This is a genomic window from Nonomuraea sp. KM88 (assembly GCF_052245635.1).
GTDB lineage: Bacteria > Actinomycetota > Actinomycetes > Streptosporangiales > Streptosporangiaceae > Nonomuraea.
The window spans coordinates 298,518-317,593 of the sequence record NZ_JBQQCC010000011.1; the positions used below are offsets into that span (position 1 = coordinate 298,518).

At 70.4% G+C, this 19,076-nt stretch carries 23 protein-coding genes; 8 read left to right on the forward strand and 15 right to left on the reverse strand.

Going from position 1 to position 19,076, the window contains the following annotated elements; translation table 11 throughout:
• Positions 1–49 precede the first annotated feature (49 nt).
• Positions 50–1,915: a Stk1 family PASTA domain-containing Ser/Thr kinase gene (gene pknB / locus ACTWPV_RS30525; RefSeq protein WP_443154420.1), complete on the forward strand. Its 1,866-nt coding sequence runs from the start codon at positions 50–52 to the stop codon at positions 1,913–1,915.
• 141 nt (positions 1,916–2,056) lie between these two features.
• Here pknB and ACTWPV_RS30530 read toward each other — a convergent pair whose 3' ends face one another.
• The 3 genes from ACTWPV_RS30530 to ACTWPV_RS30540 are packed head-to-tail and all read right to left on the reverse strand — an operon-like array spanning position 2,057 to position 3,403.
• Positions 2,057–2,629, reverse strand: a complete 573-nt coding sequence (locus tag ACTWPV_RS30530) for an anthranilate synthase component II (protein WP_443154421.1) — start codon at positions 2,627–2,629, stop codon at positions 2,057–2,059.
• Positions 2,626–2,784: a hypothetical protein gene (locus tag ACTWPV_RS30535; RefSeq protein WP_347645923.1), complete on the reverse strand. Its 159-nt coding sequence runs from the start codon at positions 2,782–2,784 to the stop codon at positions 2,626–2,628. The genes ACTWPV_RS30530 and ACTWPV_RS30535 overlap by 4 nt, the downstream gene beginning before the upstream one ends.
• Before the next feature lies 1 nt (position 2,785).
• Positions 2,786–3,403 carry a class E sortase gene (locus ACTWPV_RS30540; protein ID WP_347645922.1) on the reverse strand — a complete coding sequence of 206 codons (618 nt, stop codon included), beginning with the start codon at positions 3,401–3,403 and terminating at the stop codon, positions 2,786–2,788.
• Positions 3,404–3,560: 157 nt separating this feature from the next.
• Here ACTWPV_RS30540 and ACTWPV_RS30545 point away from each other — a divergent pair, with 157 nt between their 5' ends.
• Positions 3,561–3,806: a cell division protein CrgA gene (locus ACTWPV_RS30545; RefSeq protein ID WP_132590961.1), complete on the forward strand. Its 246-nt coding sequence runs from the start codon at positions 3,561–3,563 to the stop codon at positions 3,804–3,806.
• Positions 3,807–3,841: 35 nt separating this feature from the next.
• Here ACTWPV_RS30545 and ACTWPV_RS30550 read toward each other — a convergent pair whose 3' ends face one another.
• Together ACTWPV_RS30550 and ACTWPV_RS30555 are read right to left on the reverse strand one after the other, a co-directional pair.
• Positions 3,842–4,705 (reverse strand): rhomboid family intramembrane serine protease, encoded by an 864-nt coding sequence (locus ACTWPV_RS30550; protein ID WP_443154422.1) that lies wholly within the window; start codon positions 4,703–4,705, stop codon positions 3,842–3,844.
• Positions 4,706–4,883: 178 nt separating this feature from the next.
• Positions 4,884–5,423, reverse strand: a complete 540-nt coding sequence (locus ACTWPV_RS30555) for a peptidylprolyl isomerase (RefSeq protein WP_347645920.1) — start codon at positions 5,421–5,423, stop codon at positions 4,884–4,886.
• 221 nt (positions 5,424–5,644) lie between these two features.
• Here ACTWPV_RS30555 and ACTWPV_RS30560 point away from each other — a divergent pair, with 221 nt between their 5' ends.
• From ACTWPV_RS30560 to ACTWPV_RS30570, 3 genes are all read left to right on the forward strand, one after another.
• Positions 5,645–6,082 (forward strand): hypothetical protein, encoded by a 438-nt coding sequence (locus ACTWPV_RS30560; RefSeq protein WP_347645919.1) that lies wholly within the window; start codon positions 5,645–5,647, stop codon positions 6,080–6,082.
• A gap of 192 nt (positions 6,083–6,274) precedes the next feature.
• Entirely contained in the window at positions 6,275–6,406 is a 132-nt protein-coding gene (locus ACTWPV_RS30565) for a hypothetical protein (RefSeq protein ID WP_443154423.1), read from the forward strand.
• Between the two features lie 164 nt (positions 6,407–6,570).
• Positions 6,571–8,154, forward strand: coding sequence for a hypothetical protein (locus tag ACTWPV_RS30570; RefSeq protein ID WP_443154424.1), 1,584 nt, complete (start codon positions 6,571–6,573; stop codon positions 8,152–8,154).
• 129 nt (positions 8,155–8,283) lie between these two features.
• Here ACTWPV_RS30570 and ACTWPV_RS30575 read toward each other — a convergent pair whose 3' ends face one another.
• Positions 8,284–8,718 carry a hypothetical protein gene (locus ACTWPV_RS30575; RefSeq protein WP_443154425.1) on the reverse strand — a complete coding sequence of 145 codons (435 nt, stop codon included), beginning with the start codon at positions 8,716–8,718 and terminating at the stop codon, positions 8,284–8,286.
• 124 nt (positions 8,719–8,842) lie between these two features.
• Here ACTWPV_RS30575 and ACTWPV_RS30580 point away from each other — a divergent pair, with 124 nt between their 5' ends.
• Both ACTWPV_RS30580 and ACTWPV_RS30585 read left to right on the forward strand, forming a co-directional pair.
• Positions 8,843–9,514, forward strand: a complete 672-nt coding sequence (locus ACTWPV_RS30580; protein WP_443154426.1) for a response regulator transcription factor — start codon at positions 8,843–8,845, stop codon at positions 9,512–9,514.
• Positions 9,511–11,058 carry a sensor histidine kinase gene (locus ACTWPV_RS30585; RefSeq protein WP_443154427.1) on the forward strand — a complete coding sequence of 516 codons (1,548 nt, stop codon included), beginning with the start codon at positions 9,511–9,513 and terminating at the stop codon, positions 11,056–11,058. Before ACTWPV_RS30580 ends, ACTWPV_RS30585 begins: the two co-directional genes overlap by 4 nt.
• On the opposite strand, the gene ACTWPV_RS30590 is transcribed toward ACTWPV_RS30585, so the two are convergent.
• The 5 genes from ACTWPV_RS30590 to ACTWPV_RS30610 form a co-directional block, all read right to left on the reverse strand.
• Positions 11,037–11,990 (reverse strand): GNAT family N-acetyltransferase, encoded by a 954-nt coding sequence (locus ACTWPV_RS30590; RefSeq protein WP_443154428.1) that lies wholly within the window; start codon positions 11,988–11,990, stop codon positions 11,037–11,039. The genes ACTWPV_RS30585 and ACTWPV_RS30590 overlap by 22 nt on opposite strands.
• Before the next feature lie 10 nt (positions 11,991–12,000).
• Complete coding sequence (locus ACTWPV_RS30595) at positions 12,001–12,348, reverse strand: hypothetical protein (RefSeq protein ID WP_443154429.1); 348 nt, start codon at positions 12,346–12,348, stop codon at positions 12,001–12,003.
• On the reverse strand, positions 12,345–12,722 hold the full coding sequence (locus ACTWPV_RS30600; RefSeq protein ID WP_443154430.1) for an SgcJ/EcaC family oxidoreductase: 378 nt from the start codon (positions 12,720–12,722) through the stop codon (positions 12,345–12,347). Before ACTWPV_RS30600 ends, ACTWPV_RS30595 begins: the two co-directional genes overlap by 4 nt.
• Positions 12,723–12,832: 110 nt before the next feature.
• Positions 12,833–13,405 carry a PadR family transcriptional regulator gene (locus tag ACTWPV_RS30605; RefSeq protein ID WP_443154431.1) on the reverse strand — a complete coding sequence of 191 codons (573 nt, stop codon included), beginning with the start codon at positions 13,403–13,405 and terminating at the stop codon, positions 12,833–12,835.
• A 68-nt stretch (positions 13,406–13,473) separates the two neighbouring features.
• Positions 13,474–14,271: an MBL fold metallo-hydrolase gene (locus tag ACTWPV_RS30610; protein WP_443154432.1), complete on the reverse strand. Its 798-nt coding sequence runs from the start codon at positions 14,269–14,271 to the stop codon at positions 13,474–13,476.
• 31 nt (positions 14,272–14,302) lie between these two features.
• On the opposite strand from ACTWPV_RS30610, the gene ACTWPV_RS30615 reads away from it, so the two are divergent.
• The gene (locus tag ACTWPV_RS30615) at positions 14,303–14,734 is read left to right on the forward strand and encodes a VOC family protein (protein WP_347645908.1); all 432 of its coding nucleotides are present in this window, start codon (positions 14,303–14,305) and stop codon (positions 14,732–14,734) included.
• A 31-nt stretch (positions 14,735–14,765) separates the two neighbouring features.
• Here the strand turns inward: ACTWPV_RS30615 and ACTWPV_RS30620 are convergent, their stop codons facing one another.
• The 4 genes from ACTWPV_RS30620 to ACTWPV_RS30635 form a co-directional block, all read right to left on the reverse strand.
• Positions 14,766–15,407 carry a response regulator gene (locus tag ACTWPV_RS30620; protein ID WP_443154433.1) on the reverse strand — a complete coding sequence of 214 codons (642 nt, stop codon included), beginning with the start codon at positions 15,405–15,407 and terminating at the stop codon, positions 14,766–14,768.
• On the reverse strand, positions 15,398–16,555 hold the full coding sequence (locus tag ACTWPV_RS30625; RefSeq protein WP_443154434.1) for a sensor histidine kinase: 1,158 nt from the start codon (positions 16,553–16,555) through the stop codon (positions 15,398–15,400). Before ACTWPV_RS30625 ends, ACTWPV_RS30620 begins: the two co-directional genes overlap by 10 nt.
• Positions 16,556–16,652: 97 nt before the next feature.
• A complete protein-coding gene (locus ACTWPV_RS30630; protein ID WP_347645905.1) occupies positions 16,653–17,084 on the reverse strand; it encodes a hypothetical protein in 432 nt (143 codons plus the stop codon).
• Between the two features lie 14 nt (positions 17,085–17,098).
• A complete protein-coding gene (locus tag ACTWPV_RS30635) occupies positions 17,099–18,916 on the reverse strand; it encodes a flavin-containing monooxygenase (RefSeq protein WP_443154435.1) in 1,818 nt (605 codons plus the stop codon).
• Between the last annotated feature and the right edge of the window lie 160 nt (positions 18,917–19,076).

The window sequence follows — 19,076 nt, forward strand, 5'->3', positions numbered from 1 at the left end:
CCCCGAGCAGGCCGGTACCCAAGATGAACGGTAAGGGACAGTGCAGGAAATGACTCAGCCTCGGCTACTCGGAGGTCGTTACGAGCTCGACGGTGTCGTCGGGCGCGGCGGCATGGCCGAGGTGTATCGCGCCCGAGACATCCGGCTGGACCGCATAGTCGCGATCAAGACGCTCCGGTCCGACCTGGCTCGCGACCACACCTTCCAGGCCCGATTCCGCCGTGAGGCGCAGTCGGCGGCCTCACTCAACCACCCTGCCGTGGTCGCCGTCTACGACACCGGCGAAGACGTCACCGACGGCACCCCCGTGCCGTACATCGTGATGGAATACGTCGACGGCCGGACGCTGCGCGACCTGCTGCGCCAGGATCGGCGGTTGCTCCCCGAGCGCGCGGTCGAGCTGGTCGACGGCATCCTCCGGGCCCTCGACTACAGCCACCGCGGCGGCATCGTGCACCGCGACATCAAGCCGGCCAACGTGATGATCACGAGGGCGGGCGACGTCAAGGTGATGGACTTCGGCATCGCGCGGGCCATGGCCGACTCCGCGGCCACCATGACGCAGACGGCCCAGGTGATCGGCACCGCCCAATACCTCTCGCCCGAGCAGGCGCGGGGCGAGCGGGTCGACGCCCGCAGCGACATCTACTCCACCGGCTGCGTGCTCTACGAGCTGCTGACGGGCCAGCCGCCGTTCACCGGTGACTCGCCTGTCGCGATCGCCTACCAGCACGTGCGCGAGGAGCCGATCCCGCCTTCCCAGATCGACCGCGAGATCCCGCCGTGGGCCGACGCGATCGTGCTGAAGGCCATGGCGAAGGACCCGGCGCACCGCTATCAGAGCGCGGGCGAGATGCGGGCCGACATCCAGCGGGCGATGTCCGGCATGCCGGTCGACGCCCAGACGATGGCGATGACCGGCGACTACGGCCAGGGCACGCGCATGATGGCCTCGCCCCAGACGTCCGGCGGGCCGGCCACGCAGCGCAGCGGAGCGATCCCGCCCTACGAGTACGACGACGGCGACGGCGCCGGCCGGGGCGGCCGGCGCAGGGCTCCCAGCGGCGGTGGCGGCAACGCGGTCAAGACCGCGATGTGGATCATCATTCCGCTGCTGATCATCGGCGGGTTCATCACGGCCGGCTACCTGGTGTTCGGCTCCAAGGACACACCGGCAGAAACCCAGGTCACGATCCCCGAGCTCACGACGCAGAAGGGCACGTTCGCCGAGCAACAGCTCAAGGGCCTGGGGCTCACCGTCCAGACGGTGCAGGAGTTCAGCTCCGACGTCGAGAAGGGCACCGTGATCAGGACGGAGCCCGCCGCCGGCACCAAGGTCGACAAGGCCTCCAGCGTCCAGCTGTTCGTGTCCAAGGGCACCGAGCGGGTGAAGGTGCCCGACGGCCTCGTCGGCCAGCAGCAGGCCGATGCCATGGCGGCCCTGGAGGCGGCGGGGCTGCGCGGCACGGTCAAGACCCGAAACTCCACCAAGGAGCAGGGCACGGTCATCGACACCAGGCCGAAGGCCGGCGAGTCGCTGGAGAAGGGCGGCACCGTCACCCTCTACGTGCCGAAGGACCTCGCCGAGGTGCCCAGCGTGATCGGGCTCACCCAGGAGGACGCGACCAAGCAGATCAGGGGCGCCGGGTTCAAGGTCAAGGTCTCCGAGCAGCCCAACGAGCAGCCCGAGGGCACGGTCATCCAGCAGAACCCGGGCGAGGGCACCAAGCTGCCGCAGGGCACGACGATCACGATCGTGGTGTCCACCGGTCCCTCGGTCACCGACGAGGCGCCGCCCACGGACGACTTCCCGACGGATGATGTCCCGACGGATGACCCGCCGACCGACGACTTCCCGACAGAGGACGAGCCGCCGGCCGACGACAACCCGATCGGCGACGGCGGCTTCAACTGAGCCTCGCACGTGACAGGGCCGTCCACCCCTTCGGGGGTGGACGGCCCTTTCGCTTTCGCCGCGCGCACACAAGAACGTCCCCGCCGCTCGGGGGCAACGGCGGGGACGCTCACTTGTCTGTCGCTCGCCGCGAGAGGTTTGTTACAGGATCCGGCGCAGCCAATTGCCCAGCAGGCGGTGACCGTGCTCCGACAGCACGGACTCGGGGTGGAACTGGATGCCTTCGACGGGCGCCAGGCGGTGGCGCAGGCCCATGATGACGCCGTCGCCGGTGCGGGCGCTCACGTCGAGCACGTCGGGCACCGTGGCGGGCAGCACGGCGAGCGAGTGGTAGCGGGTCATCCGCACAGGGGAGGGCAGCGTCTCGAACACGCCCTGGCCGTCGTGGACGACGGCGCTGGTCTGCCCGTGGAAGAGCTCGGGCGCGCGGGCCACGGTGGCGCCGCAGGCGATGGCGATGGCCTGGTGGCCGAGGCAGACGCCGAGCAGCGGCAGCTCGCGCGCGACCGCGTGGCGGACCAGAGGGACGCTCACGCCGGCCGCCTCGGGTGTGCCGGGGCCGGGGCTGACGAGGACGCCGTCGAAGCCGTCGGCGTCGCTCACGGCCACGTCGTCGCGCGGCCGCACGTCGCAGTCGGCGCCCAGCTCGCGCAGGTACTGCACGATGGTGTGGACGAAGCTGTCGTGGTTGTCCACCACCAGCACACGGGTCATCTTCTGACGGTCACCTCGTCCAGCGTCACCACGGGCTCGAAGAGCGGGAACACCACGAACCAGAGTACGGCCACCGCCGCCGCGACCAGCACCAGGGCCGTCAGCACCCTGGTGCGCGGGGTGCCGGGCAACTTGCGCCAGAGCCAGGCGTACATGTCACTCCTCTCTAGGTTCGGTCTCCTTGAGCACGCCGTACACGATGAGGCGCTCGGCGGCCGAGTATTCGGGGTGGCAGGTGGTCAGGGTGATGAAGGCGCGCACGGGGCGGATGCCGGGCTTGCCGGGCACGGGGGCGAGCACGTCGACCTCGTCGGGCCGCACGATGTCCTGGGAGGTGACGCGGTAGGTGTAGCGGGCCTCGCGGCTCTCCACGACGATCTCGTCGTCGCGTTCGAGCTCGTCGATCTCGTTGAACGGGGCCGCGTACGTGGTGCGGTGTCCCGACAGCACGAAGTTGCCGACCTGGCCGGGCATGGCGCTGTCTGGGTAGTGGCCCGGGCCGCGTTTCAGGTGGGTGGCGCCGACGCCTTCGACGATGGCGTACTCGTAGTCGTGGCCCAGCCGGGGGATGCGCAGCACGGCGAGGGCCTGGCCCGGACTGACCGTGCGCAGGCGCTCCTGCGCCGCCCGGTCGGCCGCCAGCTCGCGCTGGAGCAGCAGCTGCTGCCTCTGGGTGTAGGCGCCGGTGCCCCAGAGCAGGTAGGCGCAGAACAACATGAGGATGAGGCCCGCGGTGATGCTCGTCTCCCCCACGGCCCGGAGCATGGCCCGCATGCGATCAGGGTATTCCTGGACGATGCGGGCTCCAGGGATCGCCATGTCATGCGCGTGGCGACTATCCTTGGCACGCTCGCACTACTGTGCTTGAACTACGCTTACCGAAAGGCCTGTGGACGATCCGGAAGCCCAGGCCCTCAGCAGGAGTTACCCAGTGCCCAAGTCGAAGGCTCGCAAGAAGGCGGTTTACACCCCGCCGCAGAGGTCCCAGCAGGTCAAGGTCAGCCCCCGCTGGCTGGCGCCCACCATGGTCACGGCGTGGATCATCGGCATCCTGTGGATCGCCGTCTATTACGTCGCACCGACGACGCCCTTCATCGGCGACCTCCAGAACTGGAATCTGCTGATCGGGTTTGTTTTCATCATCTTCGGTGTGGTGCTTTCCACCCGCTGGCGTTAGTTCTTTCCACAGCCTTTTCCACAGCCTGGGGAAGCTCAGCTCATGGCCAGGATGGCCGACACCCTGACCAGCGCGAGCACGGCCAGCAGGATCAGCGCTCCGCCGATCGCCAGCCCTTGCCACAGGGTCCTGTTGTTCTTGGGGGCGTAGGCCAGCGCCCCCGCCAGCAGCGAGCCCGTGATCAGCCCGCCGATGTGTCCTGTCCAGCTGATGTTGGGGAAGACGAAGGTGATCACCAGGTTGATCACGATGAGCACGGCGATGCCGCGCACGTCCATGTTGAGCTTGCGGCCCACCACGAACACCGCCCCGAACAGGCCGAAGATGGCTCCGGACGCGCCGACCGTGGGCTGGGCGATCGGGTCGATCCAGAGGCCGAGCACCGAGCCGCCGAGCGCACTGATCAGGTAGAGGGCGACGAATCGGGCATGGCCGAAGGCGCGCTCCAGATAGGGGCCGATGACATAGAGCGCCCAGCAGTTGAACAGGATGTGGAACACGCCGCTGTGCACGAACGCCGCCGTGAGCAGGCGGTGATACTCGTCCAGCAGGGCCACGCCGGCGGGCCACATGGCCAGCTGCCTGGTGACCGTGTCGGTGAGATATTGGGCGCCGAAGACCAGGACGTTGATCACGAGGATCGTGTACGTCACGATCGGCGTGCGCACGATGCCGCCGCCGAAGGTGGACTTGGCCTGGCGGATGCCCTTGTTGCCCTCGGCCACGCACTCGGGGCACTGGAAGCCGACCGCCGCGTCACGCATGCAGTCGGGGCAGATGGGACGCTCGCACCGCTGGCAGCGTACCCAGGTCTCCTTGTCGGGGTGCCGGAAGCAGGTGGGCACCGCCTCAGCAGGCTGCTCGGGCTGCGGGGGCGGGCTCGGCGGCTGGCTGGTCATGACCGAAGCCTATGGCTTGTGCGGGGATGCCGCGTGACCGCCGCCCGAGGCCGGTGCGGACGTGCCGTGCGGCCGCCGGGCTGAGGCCGGTGCGGGCATGCAGCCGGCCGCGGGGCCCGCACCCCGGCGAGGCCGCCGCGGATCGGGCGGCCTCGGAGCGCCGGAGCGTGGTGCTGGGTCAGGCCGGGACGCGGTCGATGGTGACCGACTCCAGGACGACGTCCTCCACGGGGCGGTCGTTGGCGCCGGTGCGGGTCTTCGAGATGGCGTCGACGACGTCCCGGCCCTCGACGACCTCGCCGAAGATGGTGTGCTTGCCGTTGAGGTGCCGCAACGGCGCGTGGACCGTAACGAAGAACTGCGAGCCGTTGGTGCCCTTGCCGAAGCGGATGCCCGCGTTGGCCATGGCCAGCAGGTAGGGGCGGTCGAAGAGGAGCTCGGGGTGGATCTCGTCGTCGAACTCGTAGCCGGGGCCGCCGACGCCCTGGCCCAGCGGGTCACCGCCCTGGATCATGAAGCCGGAGATCACCCGGTGGAAGATCGTGCCGTCGTAGTAGGGGCCGACGCCCTTCTCGCCGGTGCCCGGGTGGGTCCACTCGCGCGTGCCCTCGGCGAGCTCGACGAAGTTTCGCACCGTTTTCGGGGCCTTGTTGGGGAAGAGCTCTATTTTGATGGTGCCGCGATTGGTCTGCAGGTTAGCGATCAGCTTCTCAGCCACGAGACAGCTGCCCCCCTCTATGTACAGGGTCGATTCGTCATGTTCTGAGGACTATGGCCGGACGGCCTTTCCGGGCCATCCTCCCACGGACGGCAATGATTGAGCCGCCTTGTCCAGGGAAGGTCAGGCTCGGGCACCCAACGACAGGGGAGGTTGACGTGTCCCTGACAATGAAAAGACGCCGCGTGGTAGTGGAGATTCCCGCCACATGGGTGGGCCGAATGCGGGCCCAGGCCGTCCGTACGGGCCACCGTATGGCGCCGATGGCGGACCAGGCCAAAGTGGTCACCGCCCGGCGCATCGAGGACGCCCGCTACTGGGCGGCGCCGCGGCTGGAGTCCGCGGCACACGGGTTCGAGGAGCAACTCGCCCCCAAGGTCAGCCACATGCTGACCACGGCGGCCAGGAAGATCGACCCCAAGCCCGAGCGGTCGCGGCGATGGCCGATGCTCATGCTGCTGACCGGCCTCACGGTGGGGTCGATCGGCTACATGTTCTACCGCCGAAACGCCCAGCAGTGGACCGAACACATGAAGGACTCCGCTTCCGATGCGTCACGCTGGGTCAACGAGAGTGCGAACAAGACCGCGGAGTCGGCGGACCGGATGGCCACGAAGGCGTCCGACAAGGCGGATGAGGCGTCTCGCAAGATGTCCTGATCCCGCTGGGAAGCGCGCCCCCTACCGGCAGGGGGCGCGCTTCCGTTGTGCCGGGGCCCGTCTCCGGCCGCCCATCCCTCGCATTCGGACATTCAGATGAGATGTCCAGGTGAGCCCAGTATGTTCCCGCGGGAACGGCGCATGACCCGCTCAACGGGCCTGAGGCCGCCGGCGATCGGCGAAGGGAAACACATGCAGATCCGTAGAAGGCTCGGACTGGTCATGGCCGGACCGGTGTACGCCAAGGCTCCGAGCAAGTGCATCGACGTTTACGGGGCGGTCGGCGGTGCGGGTCGCTGGCTGCGGGGCGTCCACTGCGGCTGACGCACATGGTGAACCGTCCGTGGTGGGGGTGGTTCGGCGTCGGTCTGGCGACCACCGGAGCGGTTACAGCGGTTTCGGCGTACGTGGCCTGGTGGTCGCCGCCTGACTGGCCATCGTTACCCGCCTCGTCCCCGGAGCCGCCCGGCCTCAGTGAGGCGGCGCTCGTGCTGGGGATTCTGCTGGTCTGGTGGCTGGTCACCATCGTCAGGACGGTCCGCGGCACAGGCCGGCGCGACTCGTACGGCGGGCCGCAGGCCGACGAATGGCGTGTATCAACGCTGACCTGCGCCGCAGGACTTGTGGTAGCCGCCGTATTTCAGTGGATTGCGTTGAAGGGCGCCTTCGCGCTGGGTGAGCCGGGGGCGTCCGAGGCCGCCTTCACCACGGGCCTGACGGCGACGGCGGCAGGGTTCGCCGTGACAGCGCTCACGTTCAGACCGGCGAAAAGAGGGCTCACCGGGGTGCTGGGCGGATCGGCCGTCGCGGTGGTGACAAGCGCAATCGTCCTGATCGCCGTCGTGGTGCTGCCCGTTGACGCCGGCACCACGACGAAAGCTGCCCCGCAGGCGGCGGTGCCGGCTTCGGTGGGCAAGATCGCATGGCGGTGGCAGACCCCGGACGGCGCGCCCCCATATGACGTCGCCGTCGCGGGTGTCGGCCTGGTGGTGTGGGTAAGAAACGGCGTCGTGGCGCTGGACAGCGTCACCGGCCGGGAACGCTGGCACTACCGCCGGCCGGGAAGCTTCGCGAAAGGTTTCCGGGCGTCACCTGACGGGAGCACCGTTGCGATCCGCTTCACCCGGCGGACGGTGCTTCTGGACGCGTACACAGGGGTGGTCCTCTCCGAGCACTCGAAGGGGTGGGGAGATGAAGACCCGTGGCTGAACTCCACTGGTGTGGTCACCTCCAGCCGTGGACATCCGCTCGCAACTCTGTGGCCCGGAACGCTCACCGGTTGGCAGCCGACCGCCTCTGAGCCCGCCTGGCACTACGCCCCGCCGCGAGATTGCTTGACCGGCAAGGACCGGGACGAGCACCAATTCCGGACGATGGCCCGGGACGTGTTCGCCCAGATCATCATCTGCGCTCCGCGGATCAGGCAGAAGACACATGACGCTGAGTACTGGTACGGGTCGAGCGCGTTCACCATCGCCGTACTCGGGCTGGATCCCGCTACCGGCGCCGAGGTGTGGCGGCATGAGCGGAAGGTGTCGGCCAGTCCGGAGAGCGTCGAGATCCGCCGATCTGGAGACGCCGAGGCCCTGTCGGTGGTCTGGGGCGAGCGCGAGGGCGTGGTGCTGGAGCAGGCGTCAGGAAAGGTCCTCGCCCGGCAGCGGGTGACCGGCTCGTTCAGTACAGAGGGCTTCCTCGACGTCGTGAACGGTATGAACTACGACAAGAAGTGGACCTACCGCTGGGAGCCGTTCGGCAAGGGTGGACTGAAGCGGGCGTCGTTCTCCCTCAAGGGACTCAATCGATCGCGCACCGGAGATCTTGAAACTAAGCACCTGCCGCTCGCCGACTCGCTGGCCGTGGCGTACCCGTCCTGGGAGAGCCGCACGAAGATGACCGCGACCGTGCTGGTCACCCCGTGGGACACGGCCGGCACGGTGCGGATCCCCGTCGCCCTTCCCTGGAAGGGAAATCCGAGGGGTTCTCCCCAGCCCTATTCCCTGGAACTGCTGCGTGCGCCCGGCGCGCTGGTCGTCACCCAGATGGCGAGCCCGGTCGTCGTCGGCCTGGTGTGATGGGCCAAGGGCCCCACACGCCGGGCTGCGGACCCGCGCCGGGCCCCAGCGCGGGTCCGCAGCCGTCGTCAGCGGACCCGCGCCGGGCCCCAGCGCGGGTCCGCAGCCGTCGTCAGCGGAGCGACCTGGTTACTCAGCCTTCTCGCACGAGATCTTGATGGTCTTGGCCACGCCCTTGGGGGCGTCGGCGTGGTCCCTGATCAACACTCCCTCTGCAGGCAGGGCGGGTGCCGCCACCGCGTAACCGTCCTCGACCCGCGTGTGCCGTTTCGCCTCGCCCTCGGGGCGCGGCAGGGCCTTCACCTCCGCGGCCGGCTCACCGTCCCGGAGCACCACCGTCTCCCCGGGCTCGGCCTTCCTGATCTCGCCGTCGGGGCGGGTCGCCTTGAATCCCTTCGCGGGCAGGGCCTTGGCCAGCTCGATGGTCTTGCCGTCGCTCGTCTTGCAGATCACCTTCGCGCCGGCGGTGGGGCGGGCGGGCTCGTCGGCCAGGGCCGAGCCGGCCAGCCCGGTCACGGCCAGGGTGGCAACCGCGGCGAGGACCGCGAGACGTCGCTTGAACATGATTCTCCTTACTCGATGTCGATCGAACGCCCCCGATCGTGCTCGCGCGTACCTGAAGCGACCCTGAAGAGACCCGAAACGATCTTCAGGTTGGCTTTAGGTGCGCTGCGGCACTCTTGTGCGTGTGCGAGTGCTACTGGTGGAGGACGAGGAGCGGCTGGCCGACCTGGTGAAGGGGGGCCTGGCCGGTGAGGGCTTCGCGGTGGACGTGGCGCACGACGGTCGCGACGGGCTCTGGATGGCCACCGAGAACACGTACGACGTGATCGTGCTCGACGTGATGTTGCCGAGAATGAACGGCTACGCCGTCTGCTCCAAGCTGCGCGAGGAGGGCGACTGGACGCCGATCATGATGCTCACCGCCAAGGACGGCATCTACGACGAGGCCGAGGCGCTCGACAACGGCGCCGACGACTACCTGGCCAAGCCGTTCTCCTACGTGGTGCTGCTGGCCAGGCTGCGCGCGCTGGTACGGCGGGGCGGGCGGGAGCGGCCCGTGTCGATCAGCGTGGGCGACCTGGTGATCGACCCGGCCGGGCTGCGCTGCCACCGGGGTGAGGCGGAGATCGCGCTGACGCCGAAGGAGTTCGCGGTGCTGCACGCGCTGGCGCGGCGGGCCGGCGAGGTGGTGTCCAAGAGCGAGCTGCTGGCCCAGGCGTGGGACTTCTCCTACGACGGCGACCCGAACATCGTCGAGGTCTACATCAGCGCCCTGCGCCGCAAGATCGACGGGCCGTTCGGCCGGACGACGCTCGTGACGGTACGCGGGGCCGGCTACCGATTGGAGGCGGCGTGAAACGGCCGAAGCTTTCCTTCCCAGGGCTGTCGTCCTCGACGTCCTCAGAGTGGCCGGCCTCGGGGTTGTCGTCCGTACGGCTGCGGGCGACCGTTGCGGCGACGCTCGTGGTGGCGCTCGCGCTCGGCGTCGTCGCCCTGGGGCTGGTCGCGGTGCTGCGGGGCAGCCTGGAACGCAGCGCCGACGCCGCTGCGGTCAGGAAGGCCGTGGAGGCGGTGCCGTACGCGCAGACCTTGTCGGTCGTACCCGCTCAAAAGGTGACACCGCCGGCCACCGGGTTCCACCCCGTGCAGGAAGCCACCGGGCCGACCACCGGGCCGATCACCGGGCCGACCACCGGGCCTCCCACCGAGCCCCCCGCGGACTCACCCGCCGGGCCGTCCCGCCCCGCGCGGAAGGCGGAACCGAGCGGCGAACGGCCGGTGGGCGCGGAGAGCACGAGAGAGCTGATCTACGTGAACGACGGCGCGGTGGTCAGGGTCGCCGACCCCGACGTCATGCTGACCAAGGTGAAACCCGCGCCCGCCGCGACCGTCGAGTGGGCCGAGCCGGGCCAGTACGCCATCGCCGGCGTCAAGGTGAGCACGGAGGCCGGCCCCGCGATGGTATGGTCAAGGGTCTCCCTGGCGAGCGCCGAGGAAGCCCTGAACACGCTGTACGGCGCCCTGCTGCCCGGCATGCCCGCCGTGCTGGCCGTGGTGGCCGGGATGACGTGGTTCTCGGTGGGCCGCGCGCTGGCGCCCGTGGCCGCGATCAGGGCGAAGGTGTCCGACATCACGGCCCGCGACCTGCACCAGCGGGTGCCCGTACCTGATTCCAAGGACGAGATCGCCGCGCTGGCCACCACCGTCAACGCGACGCTCGACCGGTTGGAGACGGCGGTCGGCACCCACAAGAGGTTCGTCGCCGACGCGGCCCACGAGCTGCGCAGCCCGATCGCCACCCTGCGCGCCCGGCTGGAGCTGGCCGAGCGGAGCGAGCTCACCCAGGAGGCGCTGGCCGACGTCGAACGCCTGCAGTCCCTGGCCGCCGACCTGCTCATGCTGGCCAAGCTGGACGCCGGTGAGCCGCCGCGCACGACGGAGCTGGACCTGGGGCAGGTGGCGGCCGAGGAGTCGCTGCGGGTCAGGCGGCGGCCCGACGTGCGGGTGGAGCTCGACGTCGAGCCCGACGTGGTGATGAAGGGCTCGCGTGCGCATCTCGACCGCCTGGTGACCAACCTGGTCGACAACGCGGTCCGGCACGCCGCCTCCACCGTACGGGTGGGGGTGCGCGCCGAAGGTGATCAGGCGGTGCTCGAAGTGGCCGACGACGGGCCCGGGATCCCGCCGGAGCACAGGGAGGCGGTCTTCGACCGGTTCACCCGGCTGGACGAGGCCCGCGCCCGTGACGCGGGCGGGGCCGGGCTCGGGCTGTCGATCGCCCGCGACATCGCCGCCCTGCACGGCGGGACTCTGGTGTACGAAGACGCCGGATTTATCGCGAGATTTCCCTTGACCCCGGCCCAGGCCGCGAACGCGGGTCAGGACACGGAGCGAACATAGACGGTGCAGCGGCGCGTGACGGCGAAGCCCGACCCGGTGTAGACGCGGACCGCTCCCGTGGGGTTGTGGGCGTCGACGCCGAGCCCGGTGCTGGTGTAGCCCTGGGCGGCGAAGGCGGACAGGGCGTGAGCGATCAGCGCGCTCGCCACGCCCTTGCCGCGCCACTCCTTCAGCGTGCCGACGATCTGGATCCAGGCCTGGCGCTCACCGGTCAGGGCGAACTTGTGGTCGAAGAAGTGGGTGACCAGCACGCCCACCGGCTGGTCGCCGGCCATGGCGACGAACGTGGCCTCGGGGACGAAGTTGCGGGAGCCGGTCAGGCTGTGGCGCCAGCTCTCGGGGGTGTGCGGCACGCTGCCCCAGTGATCGCGGAACGCCTCGTTGCGCACGTGGCGGGCGCCGTCGTCGAGCGCGGGCGACCAGGCGGCGATCGACACGCCCTCGGGCGGGCGCGCCGAGGGCAGGTCGCCGGTCACGGACCGCTCCATGCGGGCGAAGAAGCGCGCGGCGGTGAACCCGGCGCCCTCCGCGAGCACCCGCGTGCCGGGCCGGTCGTCGAAGACGTCGAACGAGATCTCCACCGGCACACCGGGATGAACCATCGCGCCCACCTCGGGCGCCGCCCGAAGGCTCCAGTCGATGACCCGCCGGCCCAGCCCTCGCCTGCGGCAGGCCGGGTGCACGCCGCCCCACAGCTGCATCAGGTGCACGTCGCCGGCGGACTGCCGGGCCGGGAGGCAGCCGAAGGCGACGATCCGGTCGCCGTCTCTGGCCGCCAGCGTGCCCTCGGCCATGTCGAGCAGGCGGGACGAGAGCCGCTCCGCCACGTCGTCGGCGCTGTAGACGGCGCCGGTCATGTCCTCGGCCTCGATGGCGGCCCAGAGCTCGGCCAAGGGCCGGGCGTCCTCCCGTGTCAGCGGTCCCCACTCCATGCCGGGAAGCCTAGGTGAGCCGCGTCGGGCACCCCAACTTCTCCCCGATGCGGGCCAGTCCCTTGGCGAACGCCTGGCGCGTCCGCCGGTCGAACCCGATGAAGAGCCGGTTGGCCAGCGGCACGCCCCACCGCAGCCACTCGGCCACGTTGTAGACGCGGTGGACGACGCGGGCGCCCTCGGGGTGGGAGGTGACCGACCATTCGCCGCGGTACCACCAGCCGCCCTGGTAGGCGACGGTGTGCTCGCCCAGCTCGGTTCTCACCGCGCCGCCGGGCCCCTGGCCGAGCAGGGCCTGCCACACCTGCTCGACGGGGGCCGAGACCACGCCGGCGACCTCGGTGACCAGCTTCCTCACGGCCGCTGCACCCGGGTGTTCTGGAACGAGGCGAAGCGCCAGCCCTCAGGGGTGCGCAGGGCGGTGAGGGTGATGATGGAGGCGCGGCTCGGGTCGGGCTCGCCGTCCACGGTGGAGCCGCCGCCCGAGATCACCAGGGCGACGTCGTCGGACAGCGCCTTGACCAGCGGCGCCTCGTCGGCGGGTCCGAGCTTGATCGGGGTCTCGAACAGTTTCCTGTGCGTGTCCTCGATGGCCTGCCTGCCGCGCAGGTGCAGGCCGAAGAACGTGATGTACTCGGCGTCCCGCGTGAACAACTCGGCGTACGCCGTGGCGTCCCCGGCGTTCCAGGTCTCCGTCATGCGGGCCAGCAGGTGGGTGACTTCTGCGGACATGGCACTGCTCCTTCTGTCGCGGCGCCTATCCTGTGAATGCGAGTTCGGGCAGGGCAGGCGCCTTGTTCGGGTCTACGGCCGCCGGGGTGTTGGCGCACTCCGGCGGCCTTTCACATCTCGATCGTGGGGGACCAGTCGAGCTCCCCCCTGCCGAGGCGGTCGAGCAGCCCGGTGATCCAGCCGAGCTCGGCGGTGTAGAGCGCCTGCTCGTACTCGATCTCGAGCATGAGGACGCGCGGCAGGCCGCCGGCGTCGAGCGCGCGCATGTGGGCGTCCAGCCCGGCCAGGACGCCCTCGATCGCGGCCCCGCGGGTGCGCAGCGCGCGCTGCGCGTCCGCCAGCGGGAGGCACCCCATGAGAGAGACGGCCGCGACGAACGTGAGCCGGTTGGGGTCGGGCGTCTCCAGCAGCCGGCGCAGCCGGGTGGCCAGCTCCTCACGGCCCTCGTCGGTGATCTCGTAGACCGTGCGCTCCGGCCTGCGGCCCTCGCGGCCGGTGCCGGCGGGCACGATCAGCTCGTCCTTCGCCAGCCGCTCCACGGCGTGGTAGAGGCTGCGTGGCAGGCCGGTGATGAAGTCCTTGTGCGTGTCGACGATGAACCGGTGCAGCTCGTACGGATGAGCGGCGCGCACCGTGAGCATGGCCAGCACGGTGAGGCCCACCAGGTCGTGCCGTCGCGCCATCCCGCCTCCTTCCATATTGCATTTTGCAATATAGCGCGTCGATGGCGGTCATGTCGACCGCCGGCCACTCAGGCCGCGTCGAGCTGCATGAAGGCCCGGTCGATCGCCTGCCTGGACACGTCCTCGGGAAAAGGGAAGAGCTTGATCAGGTCACGCAGACCCTCCACATGAGCCCGTTCGGCCAGCTCGGCAACCAGGGACAGCTCCTCGCGCTGCGCCAGCGCGTACGCCCGGTCCACCACCGCGCCGTGCCCCGGCACGACCACCGGCTCGGGCATCTCCTCCAGCATCTTCCCCACGGTCACCGGCCAGTCGAGCGGGTAGGAGTCGCTGAACGCCGGAGGCGCGCCCTCCTCCACCAGGTCGCCGGCGAACACCACCCCCGCGTCGGGAACGTGCACGACGACGTCGTTGCTGCTGTGCCCGAGCCCGAAATGCCGCAGATGCACCATGCGACCGCCGATGTCGAGGCCGGCCGCGGCGCTGAACGTCTGGTCCGGCGGCACGATGCTGAGCTCCTCCAGCTCGTCGCGCAGCTCCGGCGAGTTCTTGATGACAGCGGCCCGCTGCCGCTCGCCGTACAGCTCCAGCTCCTCCGCGCACCGGACGTGGCCCCAGATCTCGGCGGGGCGGAAGAGGGCGTTGCCGAAGCAGTGGTCGAAGTGGGAATGGCTGTTGACGACCGTCCACGGAGCGGAGGTGATCGTCCTGACCGCCGCGATCAGGTCCGCCGCCTCCCGGTACGACGTGCGCGTGTCGAGCACCATGCAGTGCCCGTCGCCCACGACCAGACCCACGTTCATGTCGTACGACCGGTGGCGCCGGACGTAGACCCAGTCACCGATCTCCTGCCACTGCTCACTCATGCCCACGAACCCTACTTTTAGCATTGGACTCATGGCATATGACTTCCAAGTCGTCATCGACACGGGCGACCCCCATCCACTCGCCGACTGGTGGGCCGACGCGCTCGGCTGGCAGGTGGAGCCCTCGAACGAGGCGTTCATCCGCGCCATGATCGAGAAGGGGCACGCCACCGACGACGACACCACCACGCACAACGGCGCGCTGGTGTGGAAGGCGGGCGCGGCCATCAGGCACCCCGACGGGCTCGAACGCGCACCACGGGTGCTGTTCCAGCTCGTGGCCGAGCCCAAGACGGCCAAGAACCGCGTGCACCTCGACGTACGCGTGGGCGCCGACAACATCGAGCCCGTGGTCGAGCGGCTGACCGCGAAGGGGGCGAAGGTGCTGCACCGCGGCCGCCAGGGGCCCAACTGGTGGATCACCATCGCCGACCCCGAGGGCAACGAGCTCTGCATCACCTGACCCGCACGTACGCGGCTCCCGCACCGTCCGGTCAGCCCCGCAGGTACGCCAGCACCGCCAGCACCCTGCGGTGCCCGTCTGCGGCGGGCGGCAGGTCGAGCTTGGCGAAGATGTTGGCGATGTGCTTGGCCACGGCCGCGTCGGTGACGACCAGCTCCTTCGCGATGGAGGCGTTGGAGCGCCCTTCGGCGATCAGGCCGAGCACCTCCTGCTCGCGCGGGGTGAGCCTGCCCAGCGGGTCGCGCCGCCGTCGCAGCAGCTGCCGCACCACCTCGGGGTCGACGACCGTGCCGCCCGCGGCCACCCGGTCGAGCGCGTCGACGAACTCGCGTACGTCGCCGATGCGGTCCTTCAGCAGGTAACCGACGCCCGCGCCGCCGCCGGACTCGAGCAGCTCGGCGGCGTACGTCTGCTCGACGTACTGGCTGAGCACCAGCACGGCGACGTCGGGATGGGAGCCGCGCAGGTGCAGGGCGGCCCGCAGGCCCTCGTCGGAGAAGCCGGGCGGCATGCGCACGTCGGTCACCACGGCGTCGGGGCGGTGCTCGGCGACGGCGGACAGCAGGGCGGGCGCGTCGCCGACCGAGGCGGCCACGGTGTGGCCGAACCGTTCGAGCACCCCGGCCAGGCCCTCCCTGAGCAGGACGGCGTCCTCGGCGATCACTATGCGCACGGAATCTCCACTCGTACCAGGGTCGGCCCTCCTGCCGGGCTGGACACCGACAGTCTCCCGCCCACGACGGCCAGCCGGTCGGCCAGGCCGCTCAGCCCCGTTCCCCTGGCCGGGTCGGCGCCGCCCACGCCGTCGTCGCGCACCTCGACGACCAGCGTGCCGCGCTCAAGCCGGCCGGTGACGGCGCCCCTGGTGGCCCGGGCGTGCTTGGCGAGGTTCGCCAGGGTCTCGCTGATCACATAGTAGGCGGTGACCTCCACGGCGGTGGGCAGCCGTCCCGGCAGCTGGACGTCGACGTCCACCGGCACCGGCGAGCGTCCCGCGACGTCCTGCGCGGCCGCGCCCAGCCCCCGGTCGGTGAGCACCTGCGAGTGCACGCCCCTGATCAGCTCGCGGAGCTCGGCCAGCGCCTGCTTGGCCTCGTCGTGGGCCAGCCCGATCAGCCGTCCGGTGGGCGAGTCCTCCGGCAGGTCCAGCTTGGCCAGGCCGAGCGTCATCGACAGGGACACCAGCCGCTGCTGAGCGCCGTCGTGCAGGTCCCGCTCGATCCTGCGGCGCTCCATCTCGAACGCGTCCACCAGCCGCGCCCGCGACCTCAGCACCTCGTTCAGCTCGGACCCCTGCGGCGCGAGCACCGCCCGGGCCATGGCCCCTCGCGCGCCGCCCCAGGCGGTGGCCGTGTACGCGGCGACGGGCAGCAGCAGCACGCCGATCACGCCGGCCGCGACCCCGACGGACGTCGCCACGTTCGGCTGCACGGCCGGGGTGAGGATGAGCAGCACGGGACCCACGACGGTGAAGAGCACCATGATCAGGTCGATCCACCACATCGCGAGCAACGTCATGACCGCGAGCCCCAGCTCCCGCCTGCGCCGGTCCGGCGTCGCGGGTACGGGCACGTCGTCGACCAGCCGCAGCCGCCGCGGCTCGAACCAGGCGACGGGCAGTACGGCTCCGATGACGACCGCCGCGCCCACGGCGAAGCCCTGAGGCGACTCGATGAGCGTCGCGGCGATGGCGGCGAGCGCGAAGGCCGCGCCGGGGACGGCGCTGGCGAGCAGGTACGCCACACTCCGCCACGGCCAGGCCGACCTGAGGAAGGGCAGCGGGCGCCGGGTCAACGCCTCCAGCGCGGTCCTGTTCAGCACCCTATGACGGTAACCAGGGCCGGAGGACCGGGCAGTAGTCCAGGGTGTACCTTTCGCGAGGGTCAGGCCTCCTCGCCCTGCCACCCGAGCCGGACGGTCAGGTCGCCTCCGTCCGCCGGCCGAACCGGTCGGCCACCGTGTCGAACGCCTCCACCGCGCGCGCCGTGTCGGCGATCTCCGCGAGCGGCAGGCCGACCTGCGGGTCGTAGCACTCGAGGCCGGACTCGCGCTCGACGGCCCGCGCCATCTCGTAGAGCGCGTCGACGGTCCGCCGCGCGTCCTCGCCGTGCGTCCAGTAGGGGGCGCTCATCTCCCAGCCGCCCTCCCAGTGGTTCACGGAGATGCCGGTGCCCTCGTGGTCCATCTCCCAGTTGGGCGGATATTCGATGATCCGCACCTCGCCGAGGATCTCGCGGGCCCGACCGACGACGCGCTCCCAGGCCGCCGGGTCGGGCGATCGCGGCTCCTCCAGCGCCTCCTCCCAGGACTGGCCGGGCGCGCGACGGGCGAAATAGAGGTCGTAGCTCATGCCGGACGAAGGTACTAGCCCTCGGGGCCGGCCCCGTACCGGAACTCCAGCCCTTCGAACGCGCCTGACGTGCGCCACCGGTCGATGTAGCCGAAGTACGCCATGGCCCCGTGCGGATAGCCGGCGTTGAGCCAGCTGCGCAGGCCGAGGTCCTGGCCCTCGTTGTTGTAGTAGCCCGGCGTGCAGTCGGGGGAGCCGAGGATCCCGCCGCCGCCCGACAGCAGCAGCTCGATCCAGGCGTCGTCGGCCTCCTTGGTGACCTCGATCTCGCCGTGATCGTGGTCGAGGGCGTGCCGGATGGTGAGCGCGATGGTCCTGCCCGCCTCCGTGAGGTTGTGCGGGATGTTGGAGATGAGGTTCGCGCCCTGCGTCGGCTGGACGAGGAAGACGTTGGGGAAGCCGTGCACGTGGATGCCGTGCAGCGTGCGCATGCCCTCCGCCCAGCGCTCCGACAGCCTGACCCCGTCGCGTCCCGTCACCTCGTAGCCCGCGCGGCGGGTGTAGTCGGTGCCCACCTCGAAGCCGGAGGCGTAGATGACGCAGTCGACTTCGTACTCCCTGCCCGCGGCCACGACCCCCTTCTCGGTGATGCGTTCCACGCCCTTGCCGTCGGTGTCGACGAGGTGGGTGCCGGGGACGTTGAAGGCCTGCAGGTATTCGTCGTGGAAGCAGGGGCGCTTGCAGAGCTGGCGATACCACGCCTTGAGCTTCCGCGCGGTCTCCCTGTCGGTGACGACGGCATCGACGCGGGCGCGGATCTCCTCCATCTTCTCGAAGTCGGAGTCCTCGAACGCGGCCAGCATGTGCTCCGCCGTACGCCGCCCGGGCGGGAGCGCCTGGATGCGCGAGCGCACGCGGCGGGCCAGATCGGTCCAGCCGTCCATGACCAGGTCCTCGTCGGCCGGCGCGCCGGTCTGGTTGGCGGTGAAGTTCTCCAGCCAGCGCTGCTGCCATCCGGGGGTCGCGACCCGGGCGAACCACTCGGGGTCGGTCGGCCGGTTGTCCCGCACGTCGACCGACGAGGGCGTGCGCTGGAAGACGTACAGCTCCTTGCAGGCTCGCGCGAGGTGCGGCACGCACTGTACGGCCGTCGCGCCGGTGCCGATGACGGCCACCCGCTTGCCGGCCAGCCGGTCCAGGGGCGCGCCCGACGGGTCGCCGCCGGTGTAGGCGTAGTCCCAGCGGCTCGTGTGGAACGCGTGCCCGCGGAACGTCTGGATGCCCGGGATGCCCGGGAGTTTGGGCACGTGCAGCGGGCCGATGCCCATGGTGACGAACCGGGCGGTGAAGCGGTCGCCCCGGTTCGTGCTGATGCGCCAGCGGGAGCGGGCCGCGTCCCATTCGAGGCTCTTGACCTCGGTGTGGAGGAGGGCGTTGTCGTACAGGCCGAAGTGCTTGCCGATGCGGCGGCAGTGTTCGAGGATCTCGGGCGCGTGCGCGTACTTCTCCGTCGGCATGTGCCCGGTCTCCTCGAGCAGCGGCATGTACACGTACGAGGCCGTGTCGCACTGCGCGCCCGGGTAGCGGTTCCAGTACCACGTGCCGCCGAAGTCGCCGCCCTTCTCGACGACGCGCACGTCCTCGACGCCTGCCTCCTTCAGCCGCGCGCCGGTGACGAGCCCGGCGAAGCCGCCGCCGATGACGGCGACCGTCACGTGGTCGGTCTTCGGGGGGCGTTCGGTGACCGGGGTGTAGGGGTCGTCGAGGTAGTGTGCGAAGCGGCCGGTGAGGCGGAGGTACTGGTCGTTGCCGTCCGGACGCAGCCGCTTGTCACGCTCCTCCCGATATTTCAGGCGAAGCGCCTCTTTGTCGATGATCGGGCGGTCGGTCATGCATCCTCCGCGACGAGTGGTCAGGACGCCGGGACACCAATTCCAGAATGACATTCGGGAAAACCCCCGGCAAGGATGGCTGACGGCTTACGCCGGGTCCGACGCGGAGATCAGGAGTCCGCGCTGCCTGACAGTGGTGGGCGACCACCATGGAGACCAG